The organism is Thioclava sp., assembly GCF_048263065.1.
Lineage (GTDB): Bacteria > Pseudomonadota > Alphaproteobacteria > Rhodobacterales > Rhodobacteraceae > Thioclava.
The window spans coordinates 201,878-227,771 of record NZ_JBLXEM010000002.1 but is presented as its reverse complement, the minus strand read 5'-3'; the positions used below and the strand labels follow the sequence as shown (position 1 = coordinate 227,771).

Annotated in this window: 26 protein-coding genes; 2 read left to right on the top strand and 24 right to left on the bottom strand. The window is 60.2% G+C overall.

Annotated features, from left to right (window positions below):
• Positions 1–10: 10 nt before the first annotated feature.
• Positions 11–925, top strand: coding sequence for a M23 family metallopeptidase (locus tag ACN0SD_RS04230; protein ID WP_417806973.1), 915 nt, complete (start codon positions 11–13; stop codon positions 923–925).
• A 39-nt stretch (positions 926–964) separates the two neighbouring features.
• Here ACN0SD_RS04230 and ACN0SD_RS04225 read toward each other — a convergent pair whose 3' ends face one another.
• Positions 965–2,845 (bottom strand): cation:proton antiporter, encoded by a 1,881-nt coding sequence (locus ACN0SD_RS04225; protein ID WP_417806972.1) that lies wholly within the window; start codon positions 2,843–2,845, stop codon positions 965–967.
• Between the two features lie 261 nt (positions 2,846–3,106).
• Between ACN0SD_RS04225 and ACN0SD_RS04220 the strand changes: the two genes are divergently transcribed.
• Positions 3,107–4,720 carry a DEAD/DEAH box helicase gene (locus ACN0SD_RS04220; RefSeq protein ID WP_417806971.1) on the top strand — a complete coding sequence of 538 codons (1,614 nt, stop codon included), beginning with the start codon at positions 3,107–3,109 and terminating at the stop codon, positions 4,718–4,720.
• A gap of 98 nt (positions 4,721–4,818) precedes the next feature.
• On the opposite strand, the gene ACN0SD_RS04215 is transcribed toward ACN0SD_RS04220, so the two are convergent.
• The 23 genes from ACN0SD_RS04215 to ACN0SD_RS04105 all read right to left on the bottom strand — a co-directional run bounded on the left by ACN0SD_RS04215 (position 4,819) and on the right by ACN0SD_RS04105 (position 25,789).
• The gene (locus ACN0SD_RS04215; protein ID WP_417807190.1) at positions 4,819–6,444 is read right to left on the bottom strand and encodes a ribonuclease J; all 1,626 of its coding nucleotides are present in this window, start codon (positions 6,442–6,444) and stop codon (positions 4,819–4,821) included.
• 47 nt (positions 6,445–6,491) lie between these two features.
• Positions 6,492–7,268 carry a type III pantothenate kinase gene (locus tag ACN0SD_RS04210; RefSeq protein ID WP_417806970.1) on the bottom strand — a complete coding sequence of 259 codons (777 nt, stop codon included), beginning with the start codon at positions 7,266–7,268 and terminating at the stop codon, positions 6,492–6,494.
• 18 nt (positions 7,269–7,286) lie between these two features.
• A complete protein-coding gene (locus tag ACN0SD_RS04205) occupies positions 7,287–8,045 on the bottom strand; it encodes a biotin--[acetyl-CoA-carboxylase] ligase (RefSeq protein ID WP_417806969.1) in 759 nt (252 codons plus the stop codon).
• Complete coding sequence (nuoN, locus tag ACN0SD_RS04200) at positions 8,035–9,474, bottom strand: NADH-quinone oxidoreductase subunit NuoN (protein WP_417806968.1); 1,440 nt, start codon at positions 9,472–9,474, stop codon at positions 8,035–8,037. Before nuoN ends, ACN0SD_RS04205 begins: the two co-directional genes overlap by 11 nt.
• A gap of 12 nt (positions 9,475–9,486) precedes the next feature.
• Positions 9,487–11,025, bottom strand: a complete 1,539-nt coding sequence (locus ACN0SD_RS04195; protein ID WP_417806967.1) for an NADH-quinone oxidoreductase subunit M — start codon at positions 11,023–11,025, stop codon at positions 9,487–9,489.
• A complete protein-coding gene (nuoL, locus tag ACN0SD_RS04190; RefSeq protein ID WP_417806966.1) occupies positions 11,025–13,169 on the bottom strand; it encodes an NADH-quinone oxidoreductase subunit L in 2,145 nt (714 codons plus the stop codon). Before nuoL ends, ACN0SD_RS04195 begins: the two co-directional genes overlap by 1 nt.
• A gap of 7 nt (positions 13,170–13,176) precedes the next feature.
• A complete protein-coding gene (gene nuoK, locus ACN0SD_RS04185) occupies positions 13,177–13,482 on the bottom strand; it encodes an NADH-quinone oxidoreductase subunit NuoK (protein ID WP_417806965.1) in 306 nt (101 codons plus the stop codon).
• Positions 13,483–13,531: 49 nt separating this feature from the next.
• On the bottom strand, positions 13,532–14,140 hold the full coding sequence (locus ACN0SD_RS04180) for an NADH-quinone oxidoreductase subunit J (protein ID WP_417806964.1): 609 nt from the start codon (positions 14,138–14,140) through the stop codon (positions 13,532–13,534).
• A complete protein-coding gene (locus ACN0SD_RS04175) occupies positions 14,137–14,559 on the bottom strand; it encodes a carboxymuconolactone decarboxylase family protein (protein WP_417806963.1) in 423 nt (140 codons plus the stop codon). Before ACN0SD_RS04175 ends, ACN0SD_RS04180 begins: the two co-directional genes overlap by 4 nt.
• 6 nt (positions 14,560–14,565) lie before the next feature.
• The gene (gene nuoI / locus ACN0SD_RS04170; protein ID WP_038127110.1) at positions 14,566–15,057 is read right to left on the bottom strand and encodes an NADH-quinone oxidoreductase subunit NuoI; all 492 of its coding nucleotides are present in this window, start codon (positions 15,055–15,057) and stop codon (positions 14,566–14,568) included.
• A 3-nt stretch (positions 15,058–15,060) separates the two neighbouring features.
• Positions 15,061–16,098 (bottom strand): NADH-quinone oxidoreductase subunit NuoH, encoded by a 1,038-nt coding sequence (gene nuoH, locus ACN0SD_RS04165; RefSeq protein ID WP_417806962.1) that lies wholly within the window; start codon positions 16,096–16,098, stop codon positions 15,061–15,063.
• Positions 16,099–16,113: 15 nt separating this feature from the next.
• Entirely contained in the window at positions 16,114–16,527 is a 414-nt protein-coding gene (locus ACN0SD_RS04160) for a hypothetical protein (protein WP_417806961.1), read from the bottom strand.
• Between the two features lie 6 nt (positions 16,528–16,533).
• Positions 16,534–18,567, bottom strand: coding sequence for an NADH-quinone oxidoreductase subunit NuoG (nuoG, locus tag ACN0SD_RS04155; protein WP_417806960.1), 2,034 nt, complete (start codon positions 18,565–18,567; stop codon positions 16,534–16,536).
• A gap of 67 nt (positions 18,568–18,634) precedes the next feature.
• Positions 18,635–18,928, bottom strand: coding sequence for a hypothetical protein (locus ACN0SD_RS04150; protein WP_417806959.1), 294 nt, complete (start codon positions 18,926–18,928; stop codon positions 18,635–18,637).
• Between the two features lie 2 nt (positions 18,929–18,930).
• The gene (locus ACN0SD_RS04145) at positions 18,931–19,308 is read right to left on the bottom strand and encodes a hypothetical protein (protein ID WP_417806958.1); all 378 of its coding nucleotides are present in this window, start codon (positions 19,306–19,308) and stop codon (positions 18,931–18,933) included.
• Positions 19,308–20,603 (bottom strand): NADH-quinone oxidoreductase subunit NuoF, encoded by a 1,296-nt coding sequence (gene nuoF / locus ACN0SD_RS04140; RefSeq protein WP_417806957.1) that lies wholly within the window; start codon positions 20,601–20,603, stop codon positions 19,308–19,310. Before nuoF ends, ACN0SD_RS04145 begins: the two co-directional genes overlap by 1 nt.
• A 10-nt stretch (positions 20,604–20,613) precedes the next feature.
• Positions 20,614–20,829, bottom strand: a complete 216-nt coding sequence (locus ACN0SD_RS04135) for a DUF5337 family protein (protein ID WP_417806956.1) — start codon at positions 20,827–20,829, stop codon at positions 20,614–20,616.
• Between the two features lie 10 nt (positions 20,830–20,839).
• Positions 20,840–21,769: a hypothetical protein gene (locus ACN0SD_RS04130; RefSeq protein ID WP_417806955.1), complete on the bottom strand. Its 930-nt coding sequence runs from the start codon at positions 21,767–21,769 to the stop codon at positions 20,840–20,842.
• Between the two features lie 42 nt (positions 21,770–21,811).
• Complete coding sequence (locus ACN0SD_RS04125) at positions 21,812–23,035, bottom strand: NADH-quinone oxidoreductase subunit E (RefSeq protein WP_417806954.1); 1,224 nt, start codon at positions 23,033–23,035, stop codon at positions 21,812–21,814.
• Positions 23,035–24,276 (bottom strand): NADH-quinone oxidoreductase subunit D, encoded by a 1,242-nt coding sequence (locus tag ACN0SD_RS04120; RefSeq protein ID WP_417806953.1) that lies wholly within the window; start codon positions 24,274–24,276, stop codon positions 23,035–23,037. The genes ACN0SD_RS04125 and ACN0SD_RS04120 overlap by 1 nt, the downstream gene beginning before the upstream one ends.
• A complete protein-coding gene (locus tag ACN0SD_RS04115) occupies positions 24,276–24,887 on the bottom strand; it encodes an NADH-quinone oxidoreductase subunit C (RefSeq protein ID WP_417806952.1) in 612 nt (203 codons plus the stop codon). The genes ACN0SD_RS04120 and ACN0SD_RS04115 overlap by 1 nt, the downstream gene beginning before the upstream one ends.
• A gap of 12 nt (positions 24,888–24,899) precedes the next feature.
• A complete protein-coding gene (locus ACN0SD_RS04110; RefSeq protein ID WP_417806951.1) occupies positions 24,900–25,433 on the bottom strand; it encodes a NuoB/complex I 20 kDa subunit family protein in 534 nt (177 codons plus the stop codon).
• A complete protein-coding gene (locus tag ACN0SD_RS04105) occupies positions 25,424–25,789 on the bottom strand; it encodes an NADH-quinone oxidoreductase subunit A (RefSeq protein WP_417806950.1) in 366 nt (121 codons plus the stop codon). The genes ACN0SD_RS04110 and ACN0SD_RS04105 overlap by 10 nt, the downstream gene beginning before the upstream one ends.
• Positions 25,790–25,894: the final 105 nt, after the last annotated feature.

Genomic DNA, 25,894 nt, shown 5'->3' with positions numbered 1-25,894 from the left:
CCGGCCCTGCATGGCCGGGACGATTTCGTTAGAGCAGCCGATTGACTGCACGCTTGGACAAAACTGCTATATCCAGAATTACGTTGATCGCGACCCCGGGCCCGGCGCTCGCGACACAGGCTGTGGCCATCTGACTTATGACGGGCATAAGGGCACCGATTTCGCCCTGCCCAGCGTCGCCGCGATGGAAGCGGGGGTGAAGGTTCTCGCCGCCGCGCCCGGCACGGTCAAAGCGATCCGCGATGGCGAACCCGACCGCGCCTTTGTAAACGGGGCTTCAGTTGTGGGCAAGGAATGCGGCAACGGGATTTTGGTGGATATGGGCGACGGCTGGGAAACACAATATTGCCATCTGCGCCGAGGCTCCGTGGTCGTAAAACCCGGCAATCACATCGCCGCTGGCGAGACGTTGGGCCTTGTAGGGCAATCGGGAAAGGCAGAATTTCCCCATCTCCATATCGGCCTGCGCCATGACGGCAAGGTGGTGGACCCATTTGATCCCGACATGACGCAGACCTGCGCCCATGACATCGCCAAAGACGAGCTATGGTCCAACAAGCTGGCCTATGTGCCCTCGGGGCTTTTGCAAGTGGGCCTCGCCGACACGGCTCCCAGCTATGCTGCGATCAAATCAGGGATGATGCCCGCGACAAGTCTGCCCAGCGACGGACCTGCTTTGGTTGCGTGGGTTTACGGGTTTGGCGTGCAGGCGGGCGACAGCGTCACCCTGAAGATCGCGGGGCCAGATGGGTTTCACTTTGCTCATGACAGCAAGATCGCAAAGCCCAAAGCCTTGTTTTTCGAGTTTGCGGGTAAGAAGACCCCGCCCGGCGATTGGCCTGCGGGGGATTATCGCGCGCAGATCACGCTGACCCGTGACGGCAAGGTTACCACCAGCGCCGAAAGTCACATCAAGATCGACTGACACCGCCTTGTTTTAAAACGCTATCTTGCGCGTCCGCGATCACGGAATCGGTGCGGCGGGTCCGGGTTGACCCGAGGGTTTCTCAGCCGCTTTAGCACGCGCAACCGTCTCTTCCTCCAATGCTTTGGCAGGCAAAAGCGAGATGATGCGCGCCCCCGCCTCGGCCTTTATCCCCGCAGGATCGGTCACAAAGCGCAACTCTCCCTTAGCCGAAACCACTAGCACCGGCGCAGCATCGGGGCGCTTTTCGCGCCACTCGGCCAGACCGTATTCCTCGGTGATGCGGGTGGTGCGAAACACCCAACCCTGCGCAAGAAGGTTTTCCCACCCCTCCAGCGTGCGCCCCGCCCCAAAGCGGCGCCCGCCCAGTTGCGTGGGCAGCGCGTGGCGTTCGCGATCATCCTTAACGCGTGGCACCTGCCAGACCTTGTCGCGCCCTAACTCGGGTGCCAGATCGGTCGCAACCAGCGTATTATAGGCGTCATTATCGGTCGCGGCGAGCAGCGTGGAATAGGCCATTAGTTCAAGCGAATCTTCAGCCGCCTCGCCCAGAATATCGCCATAGAACGTTTTAACCCCCGCAGCGCGAGCGCGGATCAGATGGGCATGATTCGGGTCGGTGATCAGCACCGGCACTTCCGCCTTCATCAACACCTCGGCCAGCGCGGTGGTAAAGCGCGAACCGCCCACAATCAGCAACCCCGGCTTGTCGGTATTGGCCAGCCCCAGCTTGCGCGCCAGCGGTGCCAGCGTGAAGCCATGTATGATCACCGTCACCAGCACCAACACGAAGGCCAGCGGCCCGATGCGCGCACCATCCGTAACACCCAGATCGGCGAGGCGCTGCCCAAACAGCCCCGCCACCGCCACCAGCACGACACCGCGCGGCCCGGTCAGCGCAATCAAGGTGCGCTCATTGCGCGCCAGCCCCGAGCCGATCAGGGAGATGAACACTGTCAAGGGCCGTGCCACCAGCACCACAAGCACCACGAACAGTGCCGCGTGCCAATCCAGCGCGGCGAGTTGATCGACCTGAATATTGGCCGCAAGCAGGATGAACACGCCCGAAACCAACAGCACGGTTGCATGTTCCTTGAAGCGCCGCAGCTCCTCGTAAGAGGGCAAATCAGAATTCCCGATCACCAGCCCCATCACCGTCACCGCCAGCAAACCACTTTCATGCAGCATCGAATTGGTCACCGCATAGGTCGCCAGAAGCGTGGCAAACAGCACCGGCACTTTCATGAACTCGGGCACACGCCCGCGCCGGAAGGTCCAGGCAATCGCATAGCCCACGATCCCACCCGCAACGGCCGCAAAGACGATGCCGAGCACGAGATGCCAGATCGCCTCGCCCATCGACAGGTTGGAGCGCAGCGTCACCACCACCTCAAAGGCCAGCACGGCGGCGAGCGCGCCAATCGGATCGTTGACGATCGCCTCCCATTGCAGCAGCCGCGCGGGGCGGCGCGCAAGTTTCGCAGTGCGCAGCAGCGGCGCGATCACGGTCGGGCCAGTCACCACCATGATACCACCAAAGACTGACGCCGCCTCCCAGCCAAGACCCGCGCCGTAAACCAGTGCCAGCGTTGACAAAAGCCAGCCCAGCGGCGCGCCAATAAACACCAGCCGCGCCACACCCGAGCGTGCGTCGCCCAGCCGGTGCAGATCCAGCGTAAACCCGCCCTCAAACAAGATCACCGCCACCGCAAGCGCGATCAGCGGCCCCAGCAAATCGCCAAATTCCAGACTTGGGTTCAGCAACCCCGTCGCCGGTCCAACTATCAGGCCCGCCGCCAGCATGATGACAATCGCAGGCAGTCGCAGCCGCCACGCAAGCCATTGCGCCCCAACGCCAACTACCCCAACTAGCCCGAAGGCCATGACCGGGCCAAGCCCCATCGTTTCCGCAACTGCCATACTTGTCCCTCAAACACCGCGGCCCAATACCAACGCAGACCAAACCCGCTCCAAAAGGTCAGGTTCCCGCATGTTATGCAAGAGGCGATAAACGGCCACACCCCGCGCAAAGATTGACCTTTGCGGCGCAATCAGTTAGGGGGTTTTCAGCCTCGCAATCCGGTGAGGTCAGGTCAGGGCGCCCAATTTCCGTTGCGCCCTCATGTGTGCGCCGCCCGACGCGGCTGCCACCGGACGTAATCAGGAAACTTAAGGACGACGATGACTAAATTCTCCGATCTCAAACTGGACCCCAAGGTTCTGTCTGCTGTTGCCGATGCGGGCTATGAAACGCCCACGCCGATTCAGGCCGATGCGATCCCGCCCGCGCTTGAGGGCAAGGATGTGCTGGGCATCGCGCAGACCGGCACCGGCAAGACGGCAAGCTTTACGCTGCCGATGCTGACGCTGCTGCGCCGGGGCCGCGCGCGCGCGCGCATGCCGCGCAGCCTCGTGCTGTGCCCGACGCGCGAACTGGCCGCGCAGGTTGCGGAAAACTTTGATCTGTACGCCAAGAATACCAAACTCACCCGCGCGTTGCTGATCGGTGGCGTCAGCTTCGGCGAACAAGACAAGCTGATCGACAAGGGCGTCGACGTGCTGATTGCAACGCCGGGCCGCCTGCTTGATCATTTCGAGCGTGGCAAGTTGATCCTGACCGATGTGAAAATCATGGTCGTGGACGAGGCTGACCGGATGCTGGATATGGGCTTCATCCCCGATATCGAACGCATCTTCCAACTTACCCCGTTCACCCGCCAAACGCTGTTCTTCTCTGCCACGATGGCCCCTGAGATCGAGCGCATCACCAACACCTTCCTGCACGCCCCCGTGCGTGTCGAGGTGGCGCGTCAGGCGACGACGGGCGCGAATATCACGCAGAAACTCGTGCAGATCACGCCCGCGCGGCGCGACCAGACCGCCAAGACCAAGCGCGAGTTGCTGCGCGCCTTGATCGAGGGTGAGGGCGAGGCCTGCACCAACGCGATCATCTTTTGTAACCGTAAGGTCGATGTCGATATCGTTGCGAAAAGCCTGCAAAAATATGGGTTTGATGCCGCCCCGATCCATGGCGATCTTGAGCAAAGTCAACGCACGCGCACGTTGGAGTCCTTCCGCGATGGCAAGCTGAAACTGCTGATCGCGTCTGATGTGGCCGCGCGCGGGCTTGATATTCCCGCCGTCAGCCATGTGTTCAACTACGATCTGCCGATGCATGCCGAGGACTACGTTCACCGCATCGGGCGCACCGGGCGTGCCGGGCGCAAGGGGGCGGCGATCTCAATCGCGACGCCTTCGGATGAGAAGTATCTGCAAGGCATCGAAAGCCTGATCGAAAACGAAATCCCGCGCGCAGTGCCGCCCGAGGGTTTCGAGCTGTCCGAAGGTGCCAAGACCGCACCGCAAAAGCGTGACGATTCCAAAGGCGGTCGCAGCCGTGGCGGTCGCTCGCGCGATGGCGAGTCGCGCAGTGGCGGCTCGCGTTCCAGCCGTGGGCCGCGTCCGAGCCGTGACAACAAAAAGGCCGAGACGCACGACAATGCGGCGACGACGCCGATTGCCCAAACTCCTGCCCCCGCGCCCGTGGCTGCTCCGGTTGCCGAGGCTGCGCCTGCGCCCGAGCAGACCTCGCACCCTCAGCCCGAAACTAAGCCCACAAACGAGCGTGACGACAATCGCCGCTCGCGCGGGGGGCGTAATCGCCGCGACTCCGATCGCGGCAATTCAGTTGTCGGGATGGGCGATCACATGCCCGATTTCCTAACCCGCTCGTTCCGCACCAGCAAACCGGACACCGAAAGCGAAGTCGAGACCGAGGATAGCACCGAAAGCTAAGCCGCTATTGTCGAACAGAAAAAAGCCCGCCGGAGTTTCCTCTGGCGGGCTTTTTCATGGTCATATCCGGCGCGGCGCAACCGCCGCGTTTTGGAATTTTATTCCTCGGTCAGCCGCGAGGTCACCACGATCACCTCTGGCTTTTTGCCAATCTCTTCCATCGAGACCTGACGTGCGATGCGGCGCAGCGCCTCGTCCATCTTGTCGTCTTTGGACAGCACTTTGACCGACGCACGGTTGAGGAAATCCGTCATCTCGTCTTCGATCTGCTCGACCAGATTGGCACCGCCACGGCCCAGTTTCGGCAGGCCCATCGTTTCAACCCATGGATCGCCCAACGGCTGATCCTTTTCATCCAGAATGACCGTGACCAGCACCAGACCGTTCAGCGCCATGCGAATACGCCCACGCACCACACCATCCATAGCGCCGATCTTGACCGACCCGTCGAGATAGGTGCGCCCGGCTTCGATATATTCGACGATTTGGGGCACATGGCCCGAGAGATCAATCATCGAGCCATTGGTCGCCACTTCCGAGGCAATCCCCTTGGCTTGCGCGATCTTGGCGTGCTCGCGCAGATGGCGGTGCTCGCCATGCATTGGGATCAGCATTTTCGGGCGCAGCAGGTCATGCACGGCCTCAAGATCCGGACGGTTGGCGTGACCCGAGACGTGATACAGCCCGTCATGATCGTCGATCACATCCACGCCCATCTCGGAAAACGCATTCATAATGCGGATCACGCCGCGCTCGTTGCCAGGGATAGTTTTTGACGAGAACAAAAAGCTATCGCCCTCTTTCATCTCAAGACCCAGATATTTACCGCGCGAAAGCTGGGCCGAGGCCGCGCGCCGTTCGCCCTGAGACCCGGTCACGATCAGCATCAGATTGCCGCGGGGCAGATTGACCGCCTCTTCGGGCGGGATCGTGCCGGGCATGCCCTTGAGCACGCCGGTTTCCTGCGCTGTGCCGACCATGCGCTTCATCGCACGCCCCAGTAGACAGACCGAACGGCCGGCCGCAACGCCCGCCTCTGCCAGTGTCTTCAGACGCGCCACGTTGGATGCGAATGTGGTCGCCACGATCATGCCGGTTTGCGCGGCAATTAACTGGGTCAGCGGTTCGGCCAAGGTCGCCTCAGAGCGACCGGGCGCGGGCGAGAACACATTGGTGGAATCGCTCACCAAGACTTTCACGCCATCGCCCTCTTGCGCGATCTCGTGCCACAGCACCGGATCAAACGCCTCGCCGACAATCGGATTTCCATCCAGCTTGAAGTCGCCGGTATGCACGATACGCCCAGCAGGCGTGTCGATGACCAGCGCCGAACTTTCGGGGATCGAGTGTGAGACCGGCACGAATTGCACGGTGAACGGCCCGGCGTCGATAGCATGCGGGCGCGGCTCGATGATCTGGATCGTCTCGGCGGGTATGCCCGCCTCTTCCAGCTTGAGCTGCCCGATCCGGCCCGTGAAGGCGCGCGCAAAGACCGGTTTGCGCAGCTTGTTCCAGACATGGGCCAGCGCGCCGATATGGTCTTCATGGGCGTGGGTGATAAAAATCGCCTCGATGCGATCGGCGTTTTCCTCAAGCCAAGCCAGATCAGCCATGATCAGATCGACGCCGGGAGAGCTGTCCATATCGGGGAAGGTCACGCCCAGATCGACCACGATCAGCCGCTCTTTCCCCGCGCGCCCATAGCCGTAGACATAGGCGTTCATGCCGATTTCGCCGGCACCGCCAAGGGGAAGATAGATCAGTCGTTCTGTCACTCGGTTAGTCCTTTATTGTAGTCATACAGCAGGCGAAGGCCATGCATGGTGAGGTCTTCCTCGACCTTGTCGAAAAGATCGAACCCCTGATCAAACAGCGGCGCAAGCCCTCCGGTGGCGATCACCTTCATCGGGCGGTCACGCTCGACCCTTATCTGGCGCACGATACCCTCGACAAGACCAATATAGCCCCAAAAGACGCCAGACTGGATACAGGTGATGGTATTTGTCCCGATAACGGCCTGAGGCTTGGTGATATCGACATGAGGCAGTGCAGCGGCAGACTGGTGTAGCGCCTCAAGGCTCAGGTTCACACCGGGCGCAATCACGCCGCCGATATAGGCCCCGTCCCGCGCCACCACGTCAAAGGTGGTCGCTGTGCCGAAATCGACCACGATGATATCGCCGCCATGACGATCAAACCCCGCCACCGCATTCACCAGTCGGTCGGGCCCAACGGTTGTGCCCTCATCGACGCGCGGGGCCACGGGCAGCGCGCATTCAGGCTTGCCCACCACGACGGGGCGGCAGTCGAAATAGCGATTGCACAGCACACGCAGATTGAACACCACGCGCGGCACAGTTGAGGAGATGATCGTCTCGGAAATCTTGGCCTCGATCCCATGCAGCCGCATCAAGCCCTGAAGCCAGACAAAATATTCATCCGCCGTACGTTTGTGATTGGTTTCCATCCGCCAGGTCGAGAGAAACGCCTTCCCGTCCCAGATCGAAAACACCGTGTTGGTATTGCCGCAATCAATACACAGAAGCATGTCCGCCCCTTTTCGCACTCAAAAGAAAATATCGGCCGCCGCAATTGCGCGCGTCCCGTGTTGTTCGCGCAGGATTAACGCCCCGCTGTGATCAATCGTCTCGAAGATGCCGTGGTAGGTCTGGGGGCCGATGCGCGCTGTGATTGGCTCGCCCAGACGGGCGGCGCGGGCGAGCCATGCATTGCGGATCGCATCAAACCCGTAGTCGCGAAATTGCTGGTCGTAATGGGCGAATGCGCGCGCCAGCATCGGCAGGAAATCCTCGGGCGTGACGCGCAGCCCGGTCTGTTCCAGCAGCGACACGGGGGCCATCGCGCCGGGTTCCAGCGTGTCGCGCGCGGGCGCATGCGCAAGGTTCACGCCGATCCCGATAGCAAGCGCAGTGTCTGCGCCCTGCCCTAGCGTTTCCAGCAGTATCCCCGCAATTTTGCCCCCGCCCAGCAACACATCATTGGGCCATTTGATAGACAGGCGCGCATGCGGCCCCGCGACATGGTTCAACGCGGCCTCCAGCGCGAGCGCGGCGACAAAGGAATACAGCGCCGCCTGCGTAAGCCCACCCGTGGGGCGCATCACCAGAGTTGCCGAGAAATTCCCCTCGGGCGCGCGCCATGCGCGTCCACGCCGCCCGCGCGCGGCCGTCTGCACATGCGCAAATATCCACGCCGGCCCCGAAAGGCCCGGCGCTAACCGGGCCGCTTCGTTCATCGTGGAGTCGACCGAGGACAAGACGTGACGCGCCACGCCCTCGGGCCAGACCGTGTCTTTAGTTAACAAGAGCCGCCGCCGCAGCCTGCGCCGCGCCTTCGATGCCAAAGAGGTTGAACACGCCAAACACCGTCACCAGTGCGGATGCGATCAACAGCCCCCATTGCACAGCAGGCATCCGGTGATCGAGCGGTTCGACCTCTTTGCCGAAATACATGAAGTAGACGATACGGATGTAGTAGAACGCGGCCACAACCGAGGTCAGCACACCCAGCAGCGCAAGCCAGATATAGCCGCCCTGAATGGCCGCCGTCAGCACCGCGTATTTCGCGAAGAAGCCCAGCATCGGGGGCACACCCGCAAGGCTGAACATCAGCACCGCCATCGCCAAGGCTTTGGTCGGCTCGCTGCTGGCATACAGGTTCAGCGACCTGATATCGGTCACCGGCTGGCCATCGCGCTCCATCGATAGAATAAAGGCGAACACGCCCACATTCATCGTCACATAGATCGCCATATAAGTCAGCATCGCCTGCACCCCGAACACGGTGCCAGCGGTCAAGCCGAGCAGCGCAAACCCCATGTGCGTGATCGAGGAATAGGCCATCAGACGCTTGATGTTGCGCTGGCTAATGGCGGCGAACGACCCCCAGACCATCGAAAGACCTGCGAGCAGCCCCAGCACTTGGCCCCATTGGGCAGGAACCTGACCGAAGGCGTCAAACAACAGCCGCGCGATCAGCGCCATCGCCGCGACTTTCGGCGCGGTCGAGAAGAACGCGGTGACGGGCGTGGGCGAACCCTCATAGACGTCGGGCGTCCACATGTGGAATGGCACGGCCGAAACCTTGAACGCCAAACCCGCGATCAGGAACACAAGGCCAAACAGCAGCCCCATCGGCAATTGCCCAGCCTGCACCACCTGAATGATGCCCGAGAATTGCGTCGTGCCGGCAAAGCCGTAGGTCAGCGAGGCACCATACAGCAGGATGCCCGAGGACAGCGCGCCAAGGACGAAGTATTTCAAACCCGCTTCCGAGCTTTTCTCGCTGTCGCGGCGCAGGGCTGCAACGATGTAAAGCGCCAGCGATTGCAGCTCAAGTCCCATATAGAGCGACATCAAGTTGCCCGCCGAGACCATCATCATCATGCCAATAACCGACAGCGTGATCAGAATCGGGAATTCAAAGCGCAGCAAGCCGCGGCGTTCCATGTAATCCGCACTCATCGCAAGGATCAGTGCCGCAGCGATCAGCACCAAGACCTTGGAAAAGCGCGCAAAGGCATCGTCGATAAACAAACCGCCGAACGCCTGATGTGTGCCACCCTCACCCAGCCCGATCCAAGCCGCAACCACCAGCATCACAGCGCAGGTGGCCCAAAGCAATGTGGAGGCCAACTTATCCTTGCCAAACCATACCCCGACCAGCAGGGCTGCCATCGCATAGATGGACAGCAGGAATTCCGGCAGGATGGTAGAGAAATCCGAAGCGGTCATCTCTGGGGCTCCTCAGTGTTCGACCAGGTCGGACAACAGATTGTCCGGCAGGGCTGCGTGATAGTTCTCGACCAGATTGGTCACGGAGGGTCCGATGATATTGGTCACCAGATCAGGATAAACGCCAAGGATCAGGGTCATCGCAATCATCGGTGCGAAGATCCACTTCTCGCGCGTGCTTAGATCGGTGATCGAGCGCAGGCTTTCCTTAATCAGATCACCAAACACCACCCGACGATAGAGCCACAGCGCATAAGCCGCCGACAAGATCACACCCGTCGTGGCCAGCGTCGCCGCCCAAGTATTCACCTGGAACGTGCCCACCAAGATCAGGAATTCCCCGACGAAGTTAGCCGTACCCGGCAAGCCCACATTGGCCATGGTGAAGAACATAAAGATCAACGCGTAGGATGGCATCCGTTTGGCCAAGCCGCCAAAGGCTGCGATCTCACGGGTGTGCATCCGGTCATATATAACGCCAACACACAGGAACAGCGCGCCCGAAACAAAGCCGTGCGCGACGACCATCATGATGCCGCCTTCGATGCCTTGCTGCGTGCCCGAGAAGATCCCGAGCAGCACAAAGGCCATATGCGCGACCGAGCTATAGGCGATCACCTTTTTCATGTCGTCTTGCACCAGCGCCACCAGCGAGGTGTAGATGATCGCGATCACCGCCAGCCACATCGCCCAAGGGCCGACAACCATGTTGCCCACCGGAAACATCGGTAGCGAAAAGCGCAAGAAGCCGTAATCTGCGAGCTTGAGCAACACCGCCGCCAGCACAATCGAACCCGCCGTCGGGGCCTGAACGTGCGCGGCGGGCAACCATGTGTGCACCGGCCAAAGCGGCATTTTCACCGCGAAGGAGATGAAGAACCCGAGCCAGAGCAGCGTTTGCACCCCACCGGGAACCGTCACCCCAAGGATGTGCAGCGGCGTGTAGGGGAACTTGTCGGCCAGCAGGTTGGGCATGTCCGTCGTGCCGGTGTGGTAATAGATATAGATGATCGCAATCAGCATGAAGACCGAGCCGAAGAACGTATAGAGGAAGAACTTGAACGCGGCATAGACGCGCTGCTTGCCCCCCCAGATGCCGATGATCAGGAACATCGGGATCAAACAGGCCTCATAGAACAGATAGAACAGCACCAGATCGAGCGTGACAAAGGTGCCGATCATCAGCGTTTCCAGCAGCAGGAACGCAATCATGTATTCCTTGACGCGCTTTTTCACATCCCAGCTTGCCAGAATGACCAGCGGCATCATGAAGGTGGTCAGCAGCACGAACAGGATCGACAACCCATCGATACCGACGCGATATTGCAGGCCCATGATCCACTGGTAATGTTCGACAAACTGGTAATCGGTGTTGGAGGGATCAAACCCGGTCAGCAAGAACAGCGAGACAAGAAAGGTCACCGCCGTCGCCGTCAACGCCAGCCATTTGGCGTTGCGATCTGCGGCCTCGGTGCCACCCCGTTGCACCAGCGCAAGGATCAGCGCGGCAACGGCGGGGATGAAGATGACAATAGAAAGCAGATGTTGCATCAGTTGCTCCCCCCGTTAAGCAAGACCCAGAACATCAGACCGACGATCCCTATCACCATTGCGAACGCGTAGTGGAACAGATAACCCGATTGCATCCTATTGAGGAACCTCGTGAATGACGGGACGATCCCCACAGCCACGCCATCAATGACGCGGTCGATAGAGCCTTCGTCCCCTTTCTTCCAGAACGTGTATCCGATCCACAACGCGGGGCGCACAAAGATCGCCTCGTACAGCTCGTCGAAATACCACTTGTTGAGCAAGAACCGGTGCAGCGCAGGTTGCGCCTCGGCCAAACGCTTGGGTAGTCGCGTGTCCTTGATGTAGAACAGCCACGCCACAAACAGCCCCAACAGCATCGCCACAAAGGGCGAGACCTTGACCCAGCCCGGCGCGTGATGCGCGTCGTCGATCACCGTGTTCTCGCCATGCATGAAGATCGCGCCTTGCGGAGCAACGCCCGGATCGGCCAGCACACCAGCCGATGGTCCCATGTCAGGTGAATGCGCGGCGTCGGCGGCCACTTCGGCCTCGGCCTGCGTCTCGGTCATTGCATGGCCAGTCGCATCCGTTGCGGTGGCGGTGCCATGCCCTTCAGCCGATTGCTCGGTATGGGCGGGCAGACCAAAGAACTTCACCAGTTTCGCGTGATCGCCAAAGAACACATTATACCAGATCATCCCGGCAAACACCGCGCCAAGCGACAACACCATCAGCGGCACGGTCATCACAAGCGGGCTTTCCTTGGCATGTTCGTGGGCGTGATGATCGCCGCGCGGCTTGCCAAAGAAGGTCAGGAAGATCAGCCGCCATGAGTAGAACGAGGTAAACGCAGCCGCGATTACCAGCATCCAGAACCCGTAACCCGAGCTGTCGCCCGCCCAAACGCTTTCGATGATCGCGTCTTTTGACAGGAAGCCCGCGAAGCCGAATTGGGTAAAGGGAATCCCCACACCGGTGATTGCCAGCGTGCCCATGATCATCGCCCAGAAAGTGATCGGGATCTTTTTGCGAAGACCGCCATAGTTGCGCATGTCCTGTTCGTGATGCATCGCCGTAATCACCGAGCCTGCGGCAAGGAACAACAGCGCCTTAAAGAACGCGTGCGTCAGCAGGTGGAACATCGCGGCCGAATAGACCCCGACACCGGCTGCGGCAAACATATAGCCCAGCTGGGACATGGTCGAATAGGCAATCACGCGCTTGATGTCGTTTTGCACCAAGCCGATCGTGGCCGCGACAAAAGCGGTCGTGGCGCCGATGATTAGGATGAAATCCTTGGCATGGGGCGCGTATTCATAAAGCGGCGACATCCGGCAGACGAGGAACACGCCCGCCGTCACCATCGTTGCGGCGTGGATCAGCGCGGACACAGGCGTCGGGCCTTCCATCGCGTCGGGCAACCATGTGTGCAAGAACAGCTGCGCCGATTTGCCCATCGCGCCGACGAACAGCAAGAAGGCGATCAGTTCCGCCGCGTTCCAGCTTGTCCATAGGAAATGCACCTGCGTCTCTGCCAGTGCGGGTGCTGCGGCAAACACGTCATCCATCTTGAGCGCGCCGGTCATATAAAACAGCGTGAACATGCCCAGAAGGAAGCCAAAATCGCCGACCCGGTTAACAATAAACGCCTTCATTGCAGCGGCATTGGCCGAGGGTTTCTTGTAATAAAACCCGATCAGCAAATACGACGCGAGGCCCACACCTTCCCAACCAAAGAACATTTGCAACAGGTTGTCCGCCGTCACGAGTATCAACATGGTGAAGGTAAAGAAGGACAGGTAGGAAAAGAAGCGCGCTTTGTAATGCTCATTCTCGGTCCAGTTTTCGTCATGGGCCATGTAGCCCCACGAATACAGGTGCACGAGCGCCGACACGGTCGTCACGACGATCAGCATGATCGCGGTCAGCCGATCCATGCGGATCGCCCAGTTGGAGTTCAACTCACCCGAATTGATCCAATTCATCACATGAATGTGGTGTGTCACCCCGTCGAGGTTGATAAACACGATCCATGACAGCGCGCAGGCCAGAAACAGCAGCCCCGTGGTCAGAACCATAGCGCCCTTCTCGCCGATCAAGCGCCAGCCAAAGCCACCAATGATCGCACCGACAAGCGGGGAAAAGAGAATGATCGTTTCCATTGGTCTCTTACCCCTTCATCACGTTGACGTCTTCGACCTCGATCGAGCCACGGTTGCGGAAGAACACAACCAAGATCGCCAAGCCAATCGCCGCCTCGGCGGCCGCGACGGTCAGGACGAACATGGTGAAAACCTGCCCCACGAGATCGCCAAGATAGGCCGAGAAAGCCACGAAGTTGATATTGACCGCGAGCAACATCAGCTCAATCGACATCAAGATGACGATGACGTTCTTGCGGTTCACAAATATCCCGAAAATGCCAATCACGAACAGCGCCGCCCCGACGCCCAGATAATGTTCCAAACCGATCATGCCTGTGCCCTCCGCTCGGGATTGTCTGACTTGTTTTGCGTGCACATTTTCACAACCCCTGCCCCGGTTTCACATCCACCATTTCCATCGTCTTGGCCGGATCGCGATGCATCTGCGCGATCACGTTTTGGCGTTTGACATTCGTGCGATGGCGCAGCGTCAACAAGATCGCCCCGATCATTGCCACCAGCAAAATCAGCCCCGCCGTCTGGAACAGGTAGAGATATTTGTCATAGATCAGCAGCCCGATGGCATTGGTGTTGCTCATCCCGTCTGGCATCGGCGACATCCGCAGGCTTTGCGCCATATCCGCCGTTTTCCACGCGCCAAGCGCAACGCCCAGCTGCACCAGCATCACCACCGCGACCAGCAGGCCCAGCGGCATATAGCGCGCGAACTCTCCCTTGAGGGCCGAGAAATCGACATCCAGCATCATCACGACGAACAAGAACAACACCGCGACCGCGCCTACATAAACGATGATCAGCAACATCGCGACGAATTCCGCCCCCAGCAGCACAAACAGCCCCGCCGCAGACAGAAATGTCAGGATCAGCCACAGCACCGAGTGCACGGGGTTTTTTGAGATCACCACCATAAAGCCCGCGACCACCGCCACGATGGCAAAAAGGTAGAAGGCAAATACAAAAACCGTCATGCGTTCTCTCCCGCGCTCTCTTCGCCGATCTCGTTAAAGACCGCTTGCGCGATCTCAAGGCCACGGCTCATGGCGGGCACCCCGCCAAACATGCTCATCTGAAAGATCACTTCCGCGATCTCCCGCTGTGTCGCCCCCGATTCAAGCGCGTTGCGGATCGCAAGGCGCAACTGTGGCTCCCCTTGCGAGCCGGTCACGACCAGCCCCGCGATCGTCACCAGAAACCGTGTGCGCGCATCCAGCCCCTCGCGGTTAAAGGTCTTACCGAAAAACATCTCAAGCATGTCTTTGGGCATGGACGGGATGAATTTCTCAAAGGCGGAGGGCGAGAAACTTTCCAATGCCGGATTCATCGCGCGCGCCATCTCGTGGCTTTGCTCGACCATCGCTTGAAAGAGTTTCGTGAAATCCTGGGTCATGATGCCTTACCGATAGGGCGCGTCGAGTTCGAGGTTGCGGGCAATTTCCGCCTCCCACCGCGCGCCATTATCCAAAAGTTTCTGTTTGTCGTAGAACAGCTCTTCGCGGGTCTCGGTGGAGAATTCGAAATTCGGGCCCTCGACGATCGCATCGACCGGGCAGGCCTCTTGGCAGAAACCGCAATAGATGCATTTCGTCATGTCGATATCGTAGCGCGTGGTGCGGCGCGATCCATCCGCGCGCGGCTCGGCATCAATTGTGATGGCTTGCGCAGGGCAGATCGCCTCGCAAAGCTTGCACGCGATGCAGCGTTCCTCGCCATTGGGATAACGGCGCAGCGCGTGCTCACCCCGGAAACGCGGGGACAGCGGGCCTTTTTCATGCGGATAGTTCAGCGTCGGCTTGGGCGCAAAGAAGTAGCGCATTCCCAGCCCAAACCCTTTGATGAAATCCACCAGCAGGAAGTATTTGGCGGCGCGGGTATAGTCGAAAGCCATCTATCAGCCCCCCATCGTCCAGCGGGCCCAAAAGTGCCCGAGGACTTCAAATTTCGCCAGAAACGCAACCAGCACGACCCATGCGCCCGAAAGCGGCAGGAACACTTTCCAGCCAATCCGCATCAGTTGGTCATAGCGGTAGCGCGGCACGATCGCCTTCACCATCGCGAACATAAAGAAGAAGATCACCATCTTGCCAAACATCCACAGCGCGCCGTCGGGCAGGCCGGGAATCGGCGACAGCCAGCCACCAAAGAACAGCAGCGTCATCAGCGCGCACATCAGCCAGATCGCGATATATTCGCCCGCCATGAACAGCAGATACGGCGTCGAGGAATATTCTACCATAAAGCCCGCAACCAGTTCGGATTCCGCTTCGGGAAGGTCAAACGGCGGGCGGTTGGTTTCCGCCAGCGCCGAGATGAAGAACAGCGCCACCATCGGCAGGTGGGGCAACCAATACCAGTTGAACAGCCCGTAGCTGCCCTTTTGCGCATCCACAATCGCGGTGAAATTCATCGACCCGGTCGAGATAATCACCCCGATGATGATCAGGCCAAGGCTGACCTCATACGAGATCATCTGTGCCGCCGAGCGCAAGCTGCCCAGAAACGGGTATTTCGAGTTCGACGCCCAGCCGCCCATGATCACGCCGTAGACCTCCAGCGAGGACACAGCCATCACAAACAGCACCGCGACATTAATATTGGCCAGCACCCAGCCCGGCGCGAACGGCACCACCGCCCAAGCTAGGATTGCCAGAACAAAGCTAAGCAGCGGGGCAAGGAAGAACACGACCTTATCCGCGCCCGCCGGAACGACGATTTCCTTCACCACATACTTCAGCGCATCCGCGACCGATTGCAAAATGCCCCACGGGCCGACCACGTTGGGCCCGCGCCGCATCTGCACCGCCGCCCAGATCTTGCGGTCGCCGTAGACCAGAAACAGCAGCGAAATCATCACAAACGCGATGATCCCCAGCCCCTGCACAAGGATGAGCAGAAACGTGCCCAAAGGTGTTGCCAGAAATTCAGCCATGGTTCCCCACTCTCCTCATACGGTCGGTATCCCTCGGTCCGCGCAGTCGCCGACCGTCACTTCCGCGTCGATCGTTTTCAACCCTTGCGGCAGGGCGGGCGAGATGGTGTAGACCGCATCCGCCCGCCAGATGCCACCCTCTTCATTCACATTCGTGCGCACATGTCGCGCAAATCCATAGCCGCGGATCTGGGCATATTGAGCCGCAGCACAGCGCGCATAGTCATCGGCAGCACTCGCGTTGCCATCTTCGCCCGACAGCGCCACACGAAATTCCACCAGATTGTCATCCAACAGCCGTGTATCGACGCCGCGATAGTCAATTTTGGGCGCATTGGCCGATGCCTTACCCCCCGTCGGCGTGCATGCCGCCAGCCCGGCCAAAAGGCCGGGGGCAAGGGCTGCAATCCGGGGGAGGTTTGGCATCATCTGCGTTTACTCCGCCGCCATCTGCGATTGCGCGCGCGTCTTGGCAAGGCTCGCACATTCGCCCATCACCACCGAGGCCCGCGCAATCGGGTTACTGAGGTAGAACTCGCGGATCGCCGGGCGGAAGGTCGCCTTACCCATTTCGCGCGGGGCGATCAGGCTCACTTCGTTTTCGGGCACCTCGTCGATCTTGGCGAGATGGGGCACCGCACCGATCATCGCGCGGCGCAGACCGGCTAGCGTATCCCAAGGCTGCTTGGCATCAAGTTCTGCCGACAGCGCGCGCAGGATCGCCCAGTTTTCCTTGGCATCGCCGGGCGGAAAGCCCGCGCGGAAGGCCAGTTGCGGACGTCCTTCGGTATTGACGAACAGCCCGTGTTCCTCGGTATAGGCGGCACCGGGCAGAATGATATCGGCGCGATTAGCGCCACGATCGCCGTGGCTGCCTTGATAGATCACGAACGGGCCGCCATCAGCTGCGGAGGCGATATCAACCTCATCCGCGCCCATGTTGTAAATGACCTGCGCGCCCTCGATCGCGGCCATCAAGCCACCCTCGGTCACAGCACCCACATCCATCGCGCCAACGCGCGCCGCAGCCGTGTGCAGCACCATCAGTTTCGAGTTGGAGTTGTCGGCCAACTTCATCGCATGGGCCAGAACGGCCTCGCCATCGGCCTCGCTCAGCGCGCCTTGGCCCACGATCACGACGGTCTTCTTGGCTTTCGTTTCATCCGAGATCGTTTTGCCCGATAGATCCGCCAAAGCCGCGCGGTCGGTGCCAATATGGGTGTATTCATAGGTCAGATCGCAAGCCTCACCGATCAGCGCGACCTGCGCGCCTTTCACCCAAGCCTTGCGGATGCGCGCGTTCAGCACGGGCGCCTCAATCGCGGGGTTCGCACCGATGATCTGGATCATCTCGGCATCATCCAGATCGGCCACTTTGGCGTTGCCCACATAGCCGTAGCGATTGCCAATCGGCAGGCGCGCGCCATCGGTGCGGCATTCGACGTTGCCGCCAAGCCCCTCGATCAGCGATTTCAGCGCAAAAGCCGCCTCGGTCGAGACCAGATCACCGACCAGACCAGCAACCTTCTTGCCTTTCATCGCAGCCGCGGCGGCACTCAGCGCTTCGTCCCAGTCCGCTTTGCGCAGCTTCCCGTTTTCGCGAATGTAAGGCGTGTCCAGACGCTGGCGACGCAGCCCATCCCAGACGAAACGCGTCTTGTCGGAAATCCATTCCTCGTTCACGCCATCATGGTTGCGCGGCAGAATGCGCATCACTTCGCGCCCCTTGGTATCCACGCGGATGTTAGACCCAAGCGCATCCATCACGTCGATGGTTTCGGTCTTGGTCAGCTCCCACGGACGCGCGGTAAAGGCGTAGGGCTTGGACACCAGCGCGCCGACCGGGCACAGATCAATGATATTGCCCTGCAAATTGCTATCGAGCGTTTCATTCAGATACGAGCCGATCTCGCTATCCTCGCCACGGCCCGTCTGGCCCATCTGGGTGATGCCCGCGACCTCGGTCGTGAATCGCACGCAGCGGGTGCACGAAATGCAGCGCGTCATGTGGGTTTCAACGAGCGGGCCGAGGTTGAGCTCGGTCGCGGCGCGTTTGGGCTCGCGATAGCGGCTGAAGTCCACGCCATAAGCCATTGCCTGATCTTGCAAATCGCACTCGCCGCCCTGATCGCAGATCGGGCAATCCAGCGGGTGGTTGATGAGCAGAAACTCCATCACGCCTTCGCGGGCCTTCTTGACCATCGGCGAGTTCGTCTTGATCACCGGCGGTGCACCTTCGGGACCGGGGCGCATGTCCTTGACCTGCATCGCGCAGCTTGCGGCAGGCTTGGGCGGGCCGCCGACAACCTCGACCAGACACATCCGGCAGTTGCCCGCAATCGAGAGCCGCTCGTGATAGCAAAAGCGCGGAATCTCGATCCCGGCCTGTTCGCAGGCCTGAATCAACGTCAGGTTCGGGTCAACCTCGACCTCGTGGCCGTCGATGATGATCTTTCTCAGGTCAGCCATGGCTATCCGTCACTTCTTGCTGGGCATGCGGGCCAGTTGCCCCCACGCGGTTATTCGTTGCGCGCCCTCAGGCGCAGCCTTTCGGGAAGACCCAAGCGCCATCCCGATAGGTATCGTCAATCGACGAGGCCACCGCCCCGCCGCACATCGCATTCGCCGCCCGCTTGGCCGCAGCCCCCTCAAAGTTGGCGAACGGCGTGGCCTCACGCGTCACCACAAGCGCGCCCTGCCCGTCCAGCGCCCCGGCATAACCCGGCACAGAGGCAAGCGCATCTGTTGCAGGGGGCACGGCACAGGCGGCCAGCGCCAACACTGCCGCGCCGCCCCCAATCGTGCCAATGCTACGCCCCCGCACCGTCATGCTCATCTCCACTTCAAAATACCCGGAACAATCGTCTTGCGCAGACCGCCTGCGTTCCAAAGCACGTGGGCATGGTTGTCTTGATTGATCTGCAGTGCGACGCGCCGATGATTGCCCGGCGGCAGAAGCGCCCCGGCATCCACGTCGAATGCGCGCCCGTCGGGCTGGGTGCAGCTAAACGCGACCCGCGCGGTATCGCCCGTGATCTTGAACTCGATCTCTCGACCGGTTCGCATCGTCACCTTGCCGCTCGTATTGAACACCTGACAGCTTGTCCCCTTCGGGAAAAAGCCGAAATCGACCGTCAGCACATTGGTCCCAGCCGCAGCCGGGCTGGCGAGCGCGACGAAAGCCGCGGATATGAGGGCGATTTGACGCATCATTCCGCCGCCATCGCGCCCATACGGCCCGTCTTGCGCGCCTTGATGCGGTCTTCGATTTCTTCGCGGAAATGGCGGATCAAGCCTTGTATCGGCCATGCCGCGGCGTCGCCAAGGGCGCAGATCGTGTGGCCCTCGACCTGTTTGGTGACCTCGAACAGCATGTCGATCTCTTCGATCTCGGCCTCACCGCGCACCAGACGATCCATTACGCGCATCATCCAGCCCGTGCCCTCACGGCAGGGCGTGCACTGGCCGCAGCTTTCGTGTTTGAAGAATTTCGACAGCCGCCAGATCGCCTTGATAATGTCGGTGTCGTTATCCATCACAATCATGCAGGCGGTGCCGAAGGACGATTTCAGCTCGCGCATGCCGTCATAATCCATGATCGCATCTTCGCACAGATGCGCTGGCAGCACCGGGCAGGACGCGCCACCGGGGATCACCGCCTTGAGGTTCTTCCAGCCACCGCGCACGCCACCGCCGTGTTTCTCGATCAGCTCTTTCATGCTGATCGACATGCTCTCCTCGATGACGCAGGGCGTATTCACATGGCCCGACATCGCGAACAGCTTGACGCCGGTGTTGTTGGGACGGCCAAAGCCCGCATACCATTCTGCACCACGGCGCAGGATGGTGGGCACAACGGCAATGGATTCCACGTTGTTCACCGTGGTCGGGCAGCCATAAAGACCTGCCCCCGCCGGGAACGGCGGCTTCATGCGCGGCATGCCTTTCTTGCCCTCAAGGGATTCAAGCAGCGCGGTTTCCTCGCCACAAATATAGGCCCCCGCGCCGTGGCTAAGATAAACGTCGTAATCATAGCCCGATTTGCAGGCGTTCTTGCCGATCAGCCCGTCTTCGTAGGCCTCATCGATGGCGCGTTGCAGCGCCTCTTTCTCACGCACATATTCGCCGCGAATGTAGATATAGGCCGCCGCCGCGCCCATCGCAAAACCGGCGATCAGCGCGCCTTCCACCAAGGTGTGGGGATCGTGGCGCATGATCTCGCGGTCTTTGCAGGTCGCGGGTTCGGATTCATCGGCGTTGATCACGAGAAAAGCCGGGCGACCATCGGATTCCTTGGGCATGAAAGACCATTTCAGACCGGTCGGAAAGCCCGCCCCGCCCCGCCCACGCAGACCCGACGCCTTGACCTGCTCGACGATCCAGTCGCGCCCTTTGGACAGGATTTCACCCGTACCATCCCAATGGCCGCGCGACTTAGCCCCCGCCAGAGAGCGGTCATGCATCCCGTAGATGTTGGTAAAGATCCGGTCTTGATCCTTCAGCATGGTGCGTTCCTCATTTGCCGGAGCCCCGGCGCCAGATGCGCCAGACCAAAGCCAGCGCGAAGATATAGGCGGCAACTGCCGCGAGATCACCGATCAGCGCGGTTTGCGCAGACCAGCCCAGTTGTTTGCCAAGGGCTTGCAGAGCGAGCCAGAGGACAGTTGCCCCCGCGATTACAAGCGCCGCCAAGCGCCCCTCTCGCCGATCTTTTTGTCGATCCTCGCTCATTCATCCTTGCTCAGTAATCGTTCGTCTTGGCGCGTTCGAGAAAGGCATCCATGCCCTCATCGACGATAATCTTAGCCTGCGAGACCCATTTGTCGCGCGTGCAGCGGCCCTTGAAACGCGGCACGTTTTGATCGGCGTAAGCGACCTCATCCGCGCCCCATTGCGCGATTTGATCGAAGTGGAACACACCCCAGCCGTTCAGCGTTTCGGCCAGTTTCGGCCCGATGCCTTCGATCTTGGTGAGGTCATCAGCACCCGACGCGCGCGGCGCGCTTAGCCCGCTGGGTTTTTGTCCAGCGCCATCGGCAGCTTGGGCGGGCGCGGTTGCGCTTGCTTTGGCGGGTTTCGCAGCGGCAGGTTTCTTCGCAGCAGAGGTCTTTTTCGCGGCGGCAGGTTTCTTCGCAACAGCCGAATTTGCCGAGGCCTTCGGTTTTGTCGCCGTTTTCTTCGCTGCTGGCTTGCTTACAGCTTCTGCCTTCGCAGGAGCGGATTTTGCAGGCGCTTCGGCCGTAGCGGGCGCAGGCGCGCTCATCACGGCGGCCGGGGTGGCGGCACTCGGGACTGCGGGCTGCGTTTCCGTGGGCACAGGCGCATCAGGCGCGGCCACTTCGGCTTGTTTATGGGCGGCCTCACCCTCGGGCGATTGCGCTTTGAACGCGCTTACGGGCGCTTCAAGATCGGACGGGCTGGGCACGGGGTCAGGCGTGCGCGCAACATTACGCGCAGCCCCCGTGCCATCAGCAGAGCCGGGTGCCCCTGTGCCAGAGCAAAACGCCCAGATCAGAAATGCACCAAAAAGAAGGAAGGTCAGAAGGCCCAAGAACAGCGCCACATAAAAGGGCTCATGCGCTACAACCATCAAGAAAACCATGACCACAAGTCCCGTGATCCCGGCCCAGATGCCCGCTTTACCGCGGCAGCCTTGTGTCTGATCTCCCATCCGTCTCTCCATCTCTCCCGTTGCCGGGCTCGTTACCGTTACTTACTCGTAGATACCGTCTTTTTGGGCGCGCTTGGAAAATTCCGTCTCGCCACCGCTGGCCAAAGCCTTGGCCTGCCCCGCCCAATCGTCACGGCTGGCGCGGCCTTTGAAGCCCTCAAGGTTGGAATCGACCCATGCGAGTTCCGCGTCGCTCCACGCGGCGACCTGATCGAAATGATACACGCCCATGGAATTGAGCAGCGCCTCAAGTTTGGGGCCAACGCCTTTGATCATCTTGAGATCATCGGCCCCACCATCGCGCGGTGCATCCAACATTAGCGGCTTTTCACCCACCACATCCGTGGCATCGGCGCTAACGCCCGTAGGTTCGGATTTCGACTGCGGCTTGGCCTTGGAGGCGGCTTGCGCCTCATGCGTGGTCACGCCGGTCTTATCGGCAGAGGCATCTTTGCCGGGCTTGGGCGCGCTGTCTTTGGCGGCTTTGCGCGCCTCATCGGCTTGCGCGGCGGTGCGCGGACGCGCGACGCTGAGCGCGCCAATCGCGCCGCGTTGACCGCTGGATTGCCACGGCGCACTTAACGCCACTTCGGTGCCCTCGATACGCTTGATCGTGTCGCCAATTTTCAGTGCCAGCGCAACCGAGGCGTTGTGCGCCTCTGCGCTGCCCGCGGAGTCAGCACACGAGGTCAGACCGGTTTTCGGCTCGGAACTGAAACGCCCGTTTTGCGACCCCGGCTGGGGCACTTGCCCGGCTGCCATCTCGTCGAGAATTTGCGCCAGACGCGCTTCGGTCAGGTCTTCGTAATAGTCCTTGCCGACCTGCATCATCGGCGCGTTCGCGCAGGCCCCCAGACACTCGACCTCTTCCCAAGAAAACTTGCCATCTGCCGAAACCTGATGCGGTTCGGGCGCGATCTTTTGCTTGCAGACCTTCATCAGATCTTCGGCGCCACAAATCATGCAAGACGTGGTGCCGCAGATCTGCAAATGCGCGACAGAACCGACGGGCGCCATTTGGAACATGAAATAGAAACTCGCCACTTCAAGCGCGCGCATATAGGGCATGTCCAGCATATCCGCGACAGTTTCAATCGCCGGACGGCTCAGCCAGCCCTCTTGCTCTTGGGCGCGAAACAGCAGCGGAATGATCGCACTGGCCTGACGCCCCTCGGGAAACTTGGTGATCTGAGCCTGCGCCCAAGCCAGATTGGCGGGCGTAAACGCGAAACTCTCGGGTTGCTCAGAATACAAACGGCGCAGCATTAGCGGTCAATCTCCCCGAACACGACATCCATCGAGCCGATGATTGCAGAAACGTCAGCCAGCATATGGCCCGACGCGACATGATCCATGGATTGCAGATGCAGATAGCCCGGCGCGCGGATCTTGGCGCGGTAGGGTTTGTTCGTGCCATCGGCCACCAGATAAACGCCGAACTCGCCCTTGGGCGCCTCGACAGCAGCGTAAACCTCACCTGCGGGAACGTGGAAGCCCTCGGTGTAAAGCTTGAAGTGGTGGATCAGGCTTTCCATCGAGGTCTTCATGTCCGAGCGTTTCGGCGGCGTCAGCTTGCCGCGCGCAAGGACTTCACCCTGCCCGTCGGGCGCGCGCAACTTGGCGATGGCCTGCAACATAATATTGGTCGATTCGCGCATCTCTGACATCCGGCACAGGTAACGATCATAGCAATCGCCAGCCTTACCGACCGGGATCTGGAAGTCGAATTCGTCATAGCATTCATAGGGTTGTGCGCGACGCAAATCCCAAGCAAGGCCCGACCCACGCGCCATAACCCCCGAATAGCCCCATTGCAGAACCTCGTCTTGGGAAATGACCGCGATATCGACGTTGCGCTGCTTGAAGATACGGTTTTCCGTTAACAGACCTTCGATATCATCAAGCAATTTCGGGAACCGACCGCAGAACTCCTCGATATCATCAAGTAGTTTGGGCGTCAGATCCTGATGCACGCCACCGGGGCGGAAATACGCAGCGTGCAGGCGCGCACCGCACGCCCGTTCGTAAAATATCATCAGCTCTTCGCGCGCCTCAAACCCCCAAAGCGGCGGCGTCAGCGCGCCGACATCCATCGCCTGCGTGGTCACGTTCATCAGGTGGTTCAAAAGGCGCCCGATTTCGCAAAACAGAACCCGGATCAGCGACCCACGGCGCGGGACAACTGTGCCCGTCAGCCGCTCAATCGCCAAACACCAAGCATGTTCCTGATTCATCGGCGCGACATAATCGAGCCGGTCGAAATAGGGCAAGTTTTGCAGATAGGTGCGGCTTTCCATCAACTTTTCGGTGCCGCGATGCAGCAAGCCAATATGGGGATCGGCGCGCTCCACGATCTCGCCGTCCAGCTCCAGCACCATACGCAAAACACCATGCGCTGCAGGGTGTTGCGGACCAAAGTTGATGTTGAAATTGCGGATGCGCTGCTCGTCGGTCAGCGTATCTCTCGTTCCATCATCATAGACATTGTTGCGGATATCGCCGTCCATTATTTCGCCTCCTCGCCCTTCTCGTCACCGGGAAGGATGTATTTCGCACCCTCCCAAGGCGAGAGGAAATCGAACTGCCGGTACTCTTGCGTCAGCTTCACCGGCTCATAGACGACGCGCTTGAGCACCTCGTCATAGCGCACTTCGACATAGCCCGTGGTCGGGAAATCCTTGCGCAGCGGATGGCCGCGAAATCCGTAATCCGTCAGCAGACGGCGCAGGTCGGGATGGCCCGAGAACAAGATGCCGAACATGTCGAATACTTCGCGCTCAAACCAGTTGGCGCTGGGGTGTAACGCGGTCAGCGTGGGCACCATCTGATCCTCGCGCACCAGCGCTTTCACACGGATGCGCTGGTTGCGATACATCGACAAGAAGTGCCAAACCATATCGAACCGTTCGGGGCGCTCGGGCCAATCTACGGCGGTGATATCCACCAAAGTAGAGAACAGGCAATTTTTGTCTTCGCGCAGAAATTCGGCGAAACTTGCCGCCGATTGAACGCTGATCGTGACCGTCAATTCGCCAAAAGCCACATCGGTCGAGATCACGTCATCGGGACGTTTCATCTCAATATGCGCGGCCAGTTCGTGCAGGGCTGTATCGTCCATCATCGCCTCTCCTCAGCGCACCAAAGTGCCGGTGCGGCGGATTTTGCGTTGTAGCTGAAGGATGCCGTAAAGCAGCGCCTCGGCCGTGGGCGGGCAGCCCGGCACATAGATATCGACCGGCACAATGCGATCACAGCCGCGCACCACCGAATAGGAATAGTGATAGTAGCCGCCGCCATTTGCGCAACTTCCCATCGAGATCACATAGCGCGGCTCGGGCATCTGGTCATAGACCTTGCGCAGGGCGGGCGCCATCTTATTGGTCAGAGTGCCAGCCACGATCATAACATCAGACTGGCGCGGGGAGCCACGCGGCGCGGTGCCAAAGCGTTCCAGATCATAGCGCGGCATCGAGCATTGCATCATCTCGACGGCGCAGCAGGCCAAGCCAAAGGTCATCCAGTGCAACGAGCCATTGCGCGCCCAGTTGATCAGATCCTCGGTGGTGGTGAGCAGGAAACCCTTATCCTGCAACTCGCGATTGAGCGCATCGGTGGCAACTTCACGATCGCCGCCTGCGGTATTGGCCCCGGTCATCACGCCCATTCCAGCGCCCCTTTCTTCCACTCATACGCAAACCCGACGGTCAGAACGGCCAGGAAAACCATCATCGACCAGAACCCTACCATCGAAATCTGCCCGAAAGCGACCGCCCAGGGAAACAGAAACGCGACTTCAAGGTCGAAAATAATGAAGAGGATCGCGACGAGGTAAAAGCGAACATCAAATTTCATCCGCGCATCGTCAAAGGCGTTGAACCCGCATTCATAGGCCGAGACTTTCTCGGGATCGGGGTTGCGCACTGCGATCACGGCAGCGGCTGCAAGCAACACAAGCCCCAACGCGGTCGCCATGGCGAGGAAAATGAGGATGGGAAGATATTCGCGCAGCATGTCTTGCATGGGCATGGCTCCCTTTCGACGCGACCTGATGTCGCGCAGGTTCCGGCTAGGCTGAGCAATAGCCCCGTGCCTAAGCAGGGTCAACCGACTGGGGCCGGGATTCTG

What these genes read in the sequence shown, in the direction of transcription:
- ACN0SD_RS04150 (WP_417806959.1), bottom strand. Translation starts at nt 18,928, where the DNA reads ATGACGGTGCGGGGGCGTAGCATTGGCACGATTGGGGGCGGCGCGGCA.
- ACN0SD_RS04210 (WP_417806970.1), bottom strand. Translation starts at nt 7,268, where the DNA reads ATGCTTCTGTGTATTGATTGCGGCAATACCAACACGGTGTTTTCGATC.
- nuoG (WP_417806960.1), bottom strand. Translation starts at nt 18,567, where the DNA reads ATGGCTGACCTGAGAAAGATCATCATCGACGGCCACGAGGTCGAGGTT.
- ACN0SD_RS04125 (WP_417806954.1), bottom strand. Translation starts at nt 23,035, where the DNA reads ATGCTGCGCCGTTTGTATTCTGAGCAACCCGAGAGTTTCGCGTTTACG.
- ACN0SD_RS04105 (WP_417806950.1), bottom strand. Translation starts at nt 25,789, where the DNA reads ATGCAAGACATGCTGCGCGAATATCTTCCCATCCTCATTTTCCTCGCC.
- ACN0SD_RS04130 (WP_417806955.1), bottom strand. Translation starts at nt 21,769, where the DNA reads ATGGGAGATCAGACACAAGGCTGCCGCGGTAAAGCGGGCATCTGGGCC.
- nuoH (WP_417806962.1), bottom strand. Translation starts at nt 16,098, where the DNA reads ATGGCTGAATTTCTGGCAACACCTTTGGGCACGTTTCTGCTCATCCTT.
- nuoK (WP_417806965.1), bottom strand. Translation starts at nt 13,482, where the DNA reads ATGATCGGTTTGGAACATTATCTGGGCGTCGGGGCGGCGCTGTTCGTG.
- ACN0SD_RS04110 (WP_417806951.1), bottom strand. Translation starts at nt 25,433, where the DNA reads ATGGGCGTGATGACCGGGGCCAATACCGCAGGCGGCGATCGTGAAGTT.
- ACN0SD_RS04195 (WP_417806967.1), bottom strand. Translation starts at nt 11,025, where the DNA reads ATGCAACATCTGCTTTCTATTGTCATCTTCATCCCCGCCGTTGCCGCG.
- nuoN (WP_417806968.1), bottom strand. Translation starts at nt 9,474, where the DNA reads ATGACCGCTTCGGATTTCTCTACCATCCTGCCGGAATTCCTGCTGTCC.
- ACN0SD_RS04175 (WP_417806963.1), bottom strand. Translation starts at nt 14,559, where the DNA reads ATGACCCAGGATTTCACGAAACTCTTTCAAGCGATGGTCGAGCAAAGC.
- ACN0SD_RS04180 (WP_417806964.1), bottom strand. Translation starts at nt 14,140, where the DNA reads ATGACGGTTTTTGTATTTGCCTTCTACCTTTTTGCCATCGTGGCGGTG.
- nuoF (WP_417806957.1), bottom strand. Translation starts at nt 20,603, where the DNA reads ATGCTGAAGGATCAAGACCGGATCTTTACCAACATCTACGGGATGCAT.
- ACN0SD_RS04120 (WP_417806953.1), bottom strand. Translation starts at nt 24,276, where the DNA reads ATGGACGGCGATATCCGCAACAATGTCTATGATGATGGAACGAGAGAT.
- ACN0SD_RS04160 (WP_417806961.1), bottom strand. Translation starts at nt 16,527, where the DNA reads ATGATGCCAAACCTCCCCCGGATTGCAGCCCTTGCCCCCGGCCTTTTG.
- ACN0SD_RS04215 (WP_417807190.1), bottom strand. Translation starts at nt 6,444, where the DNA reads ATGAACGCCTATGTCTACGGCTATGGGCGCGCGGGGAAAGAGCGGCTG.
- ACN0SD_RS04230 (WP_417806973.1), top strand. Translation starts at nt 11, where the DNA reads ATGGCCGGGACGATTTCGTTAGAGCAGCCGATTGACTGCACGCTTGGA.
- ACN0SD_RS04145 (WP_417806958.1), bottom strand. Translation starts at nt 19,308, where the DNA reads ATGCGTCAAATCGCCCTCATATCCGCGGCTTTCGTCGCGCTCGCCAGC.
- ACN0SD_RS04115 (WP_417806952.1), bottom strand. Translation starts at nt 24,887, where the DNA reads ATGGACGATACAGCCCTGCACGAACTGGCCGCGCATATTGAGATGAAA.
- nuoI (WP_038127110.1), bottom strand. Translation starts at nt 15,057, where the DNA reads ATGGCTTTCGACTATACCCGCGCCGCCAAATACTTCCTGCTGGTGGAT.
- ACN0SD_RS04220 (WP_417806971.1), top strand. Translation starts at nt 3,107, where the DNA reads ATGACTAAATTCTCCGATCTCAAACTGGACCCCAAGGTTCTGTCTGCT.
- nuoL (WP_417806966.1), bottom strand. Translation starts at nt 13,169, where the DNA reads ATGGAAACGATCATTCTCTTTTCCCCGCTTGTCGGTGCGATCATTGGT.
- ACN0SD_RS04135 (WP_417806956.1), bottom strand. Translation starts at nt 20,829, where the DNA reads ATGAGCGAGGATCGACAAAAAGATCGGCGAGAGGGGCGCTTGGCGGCG.
- ACN0SD_RS04225 (WP_417806972.1), bottom strand. Translation starts at nt 2,845, where the DNA reads ATGGCAGTTGCGGAAACGATGGGGCTTGGCCCGGTCATGGCCTTCGGG.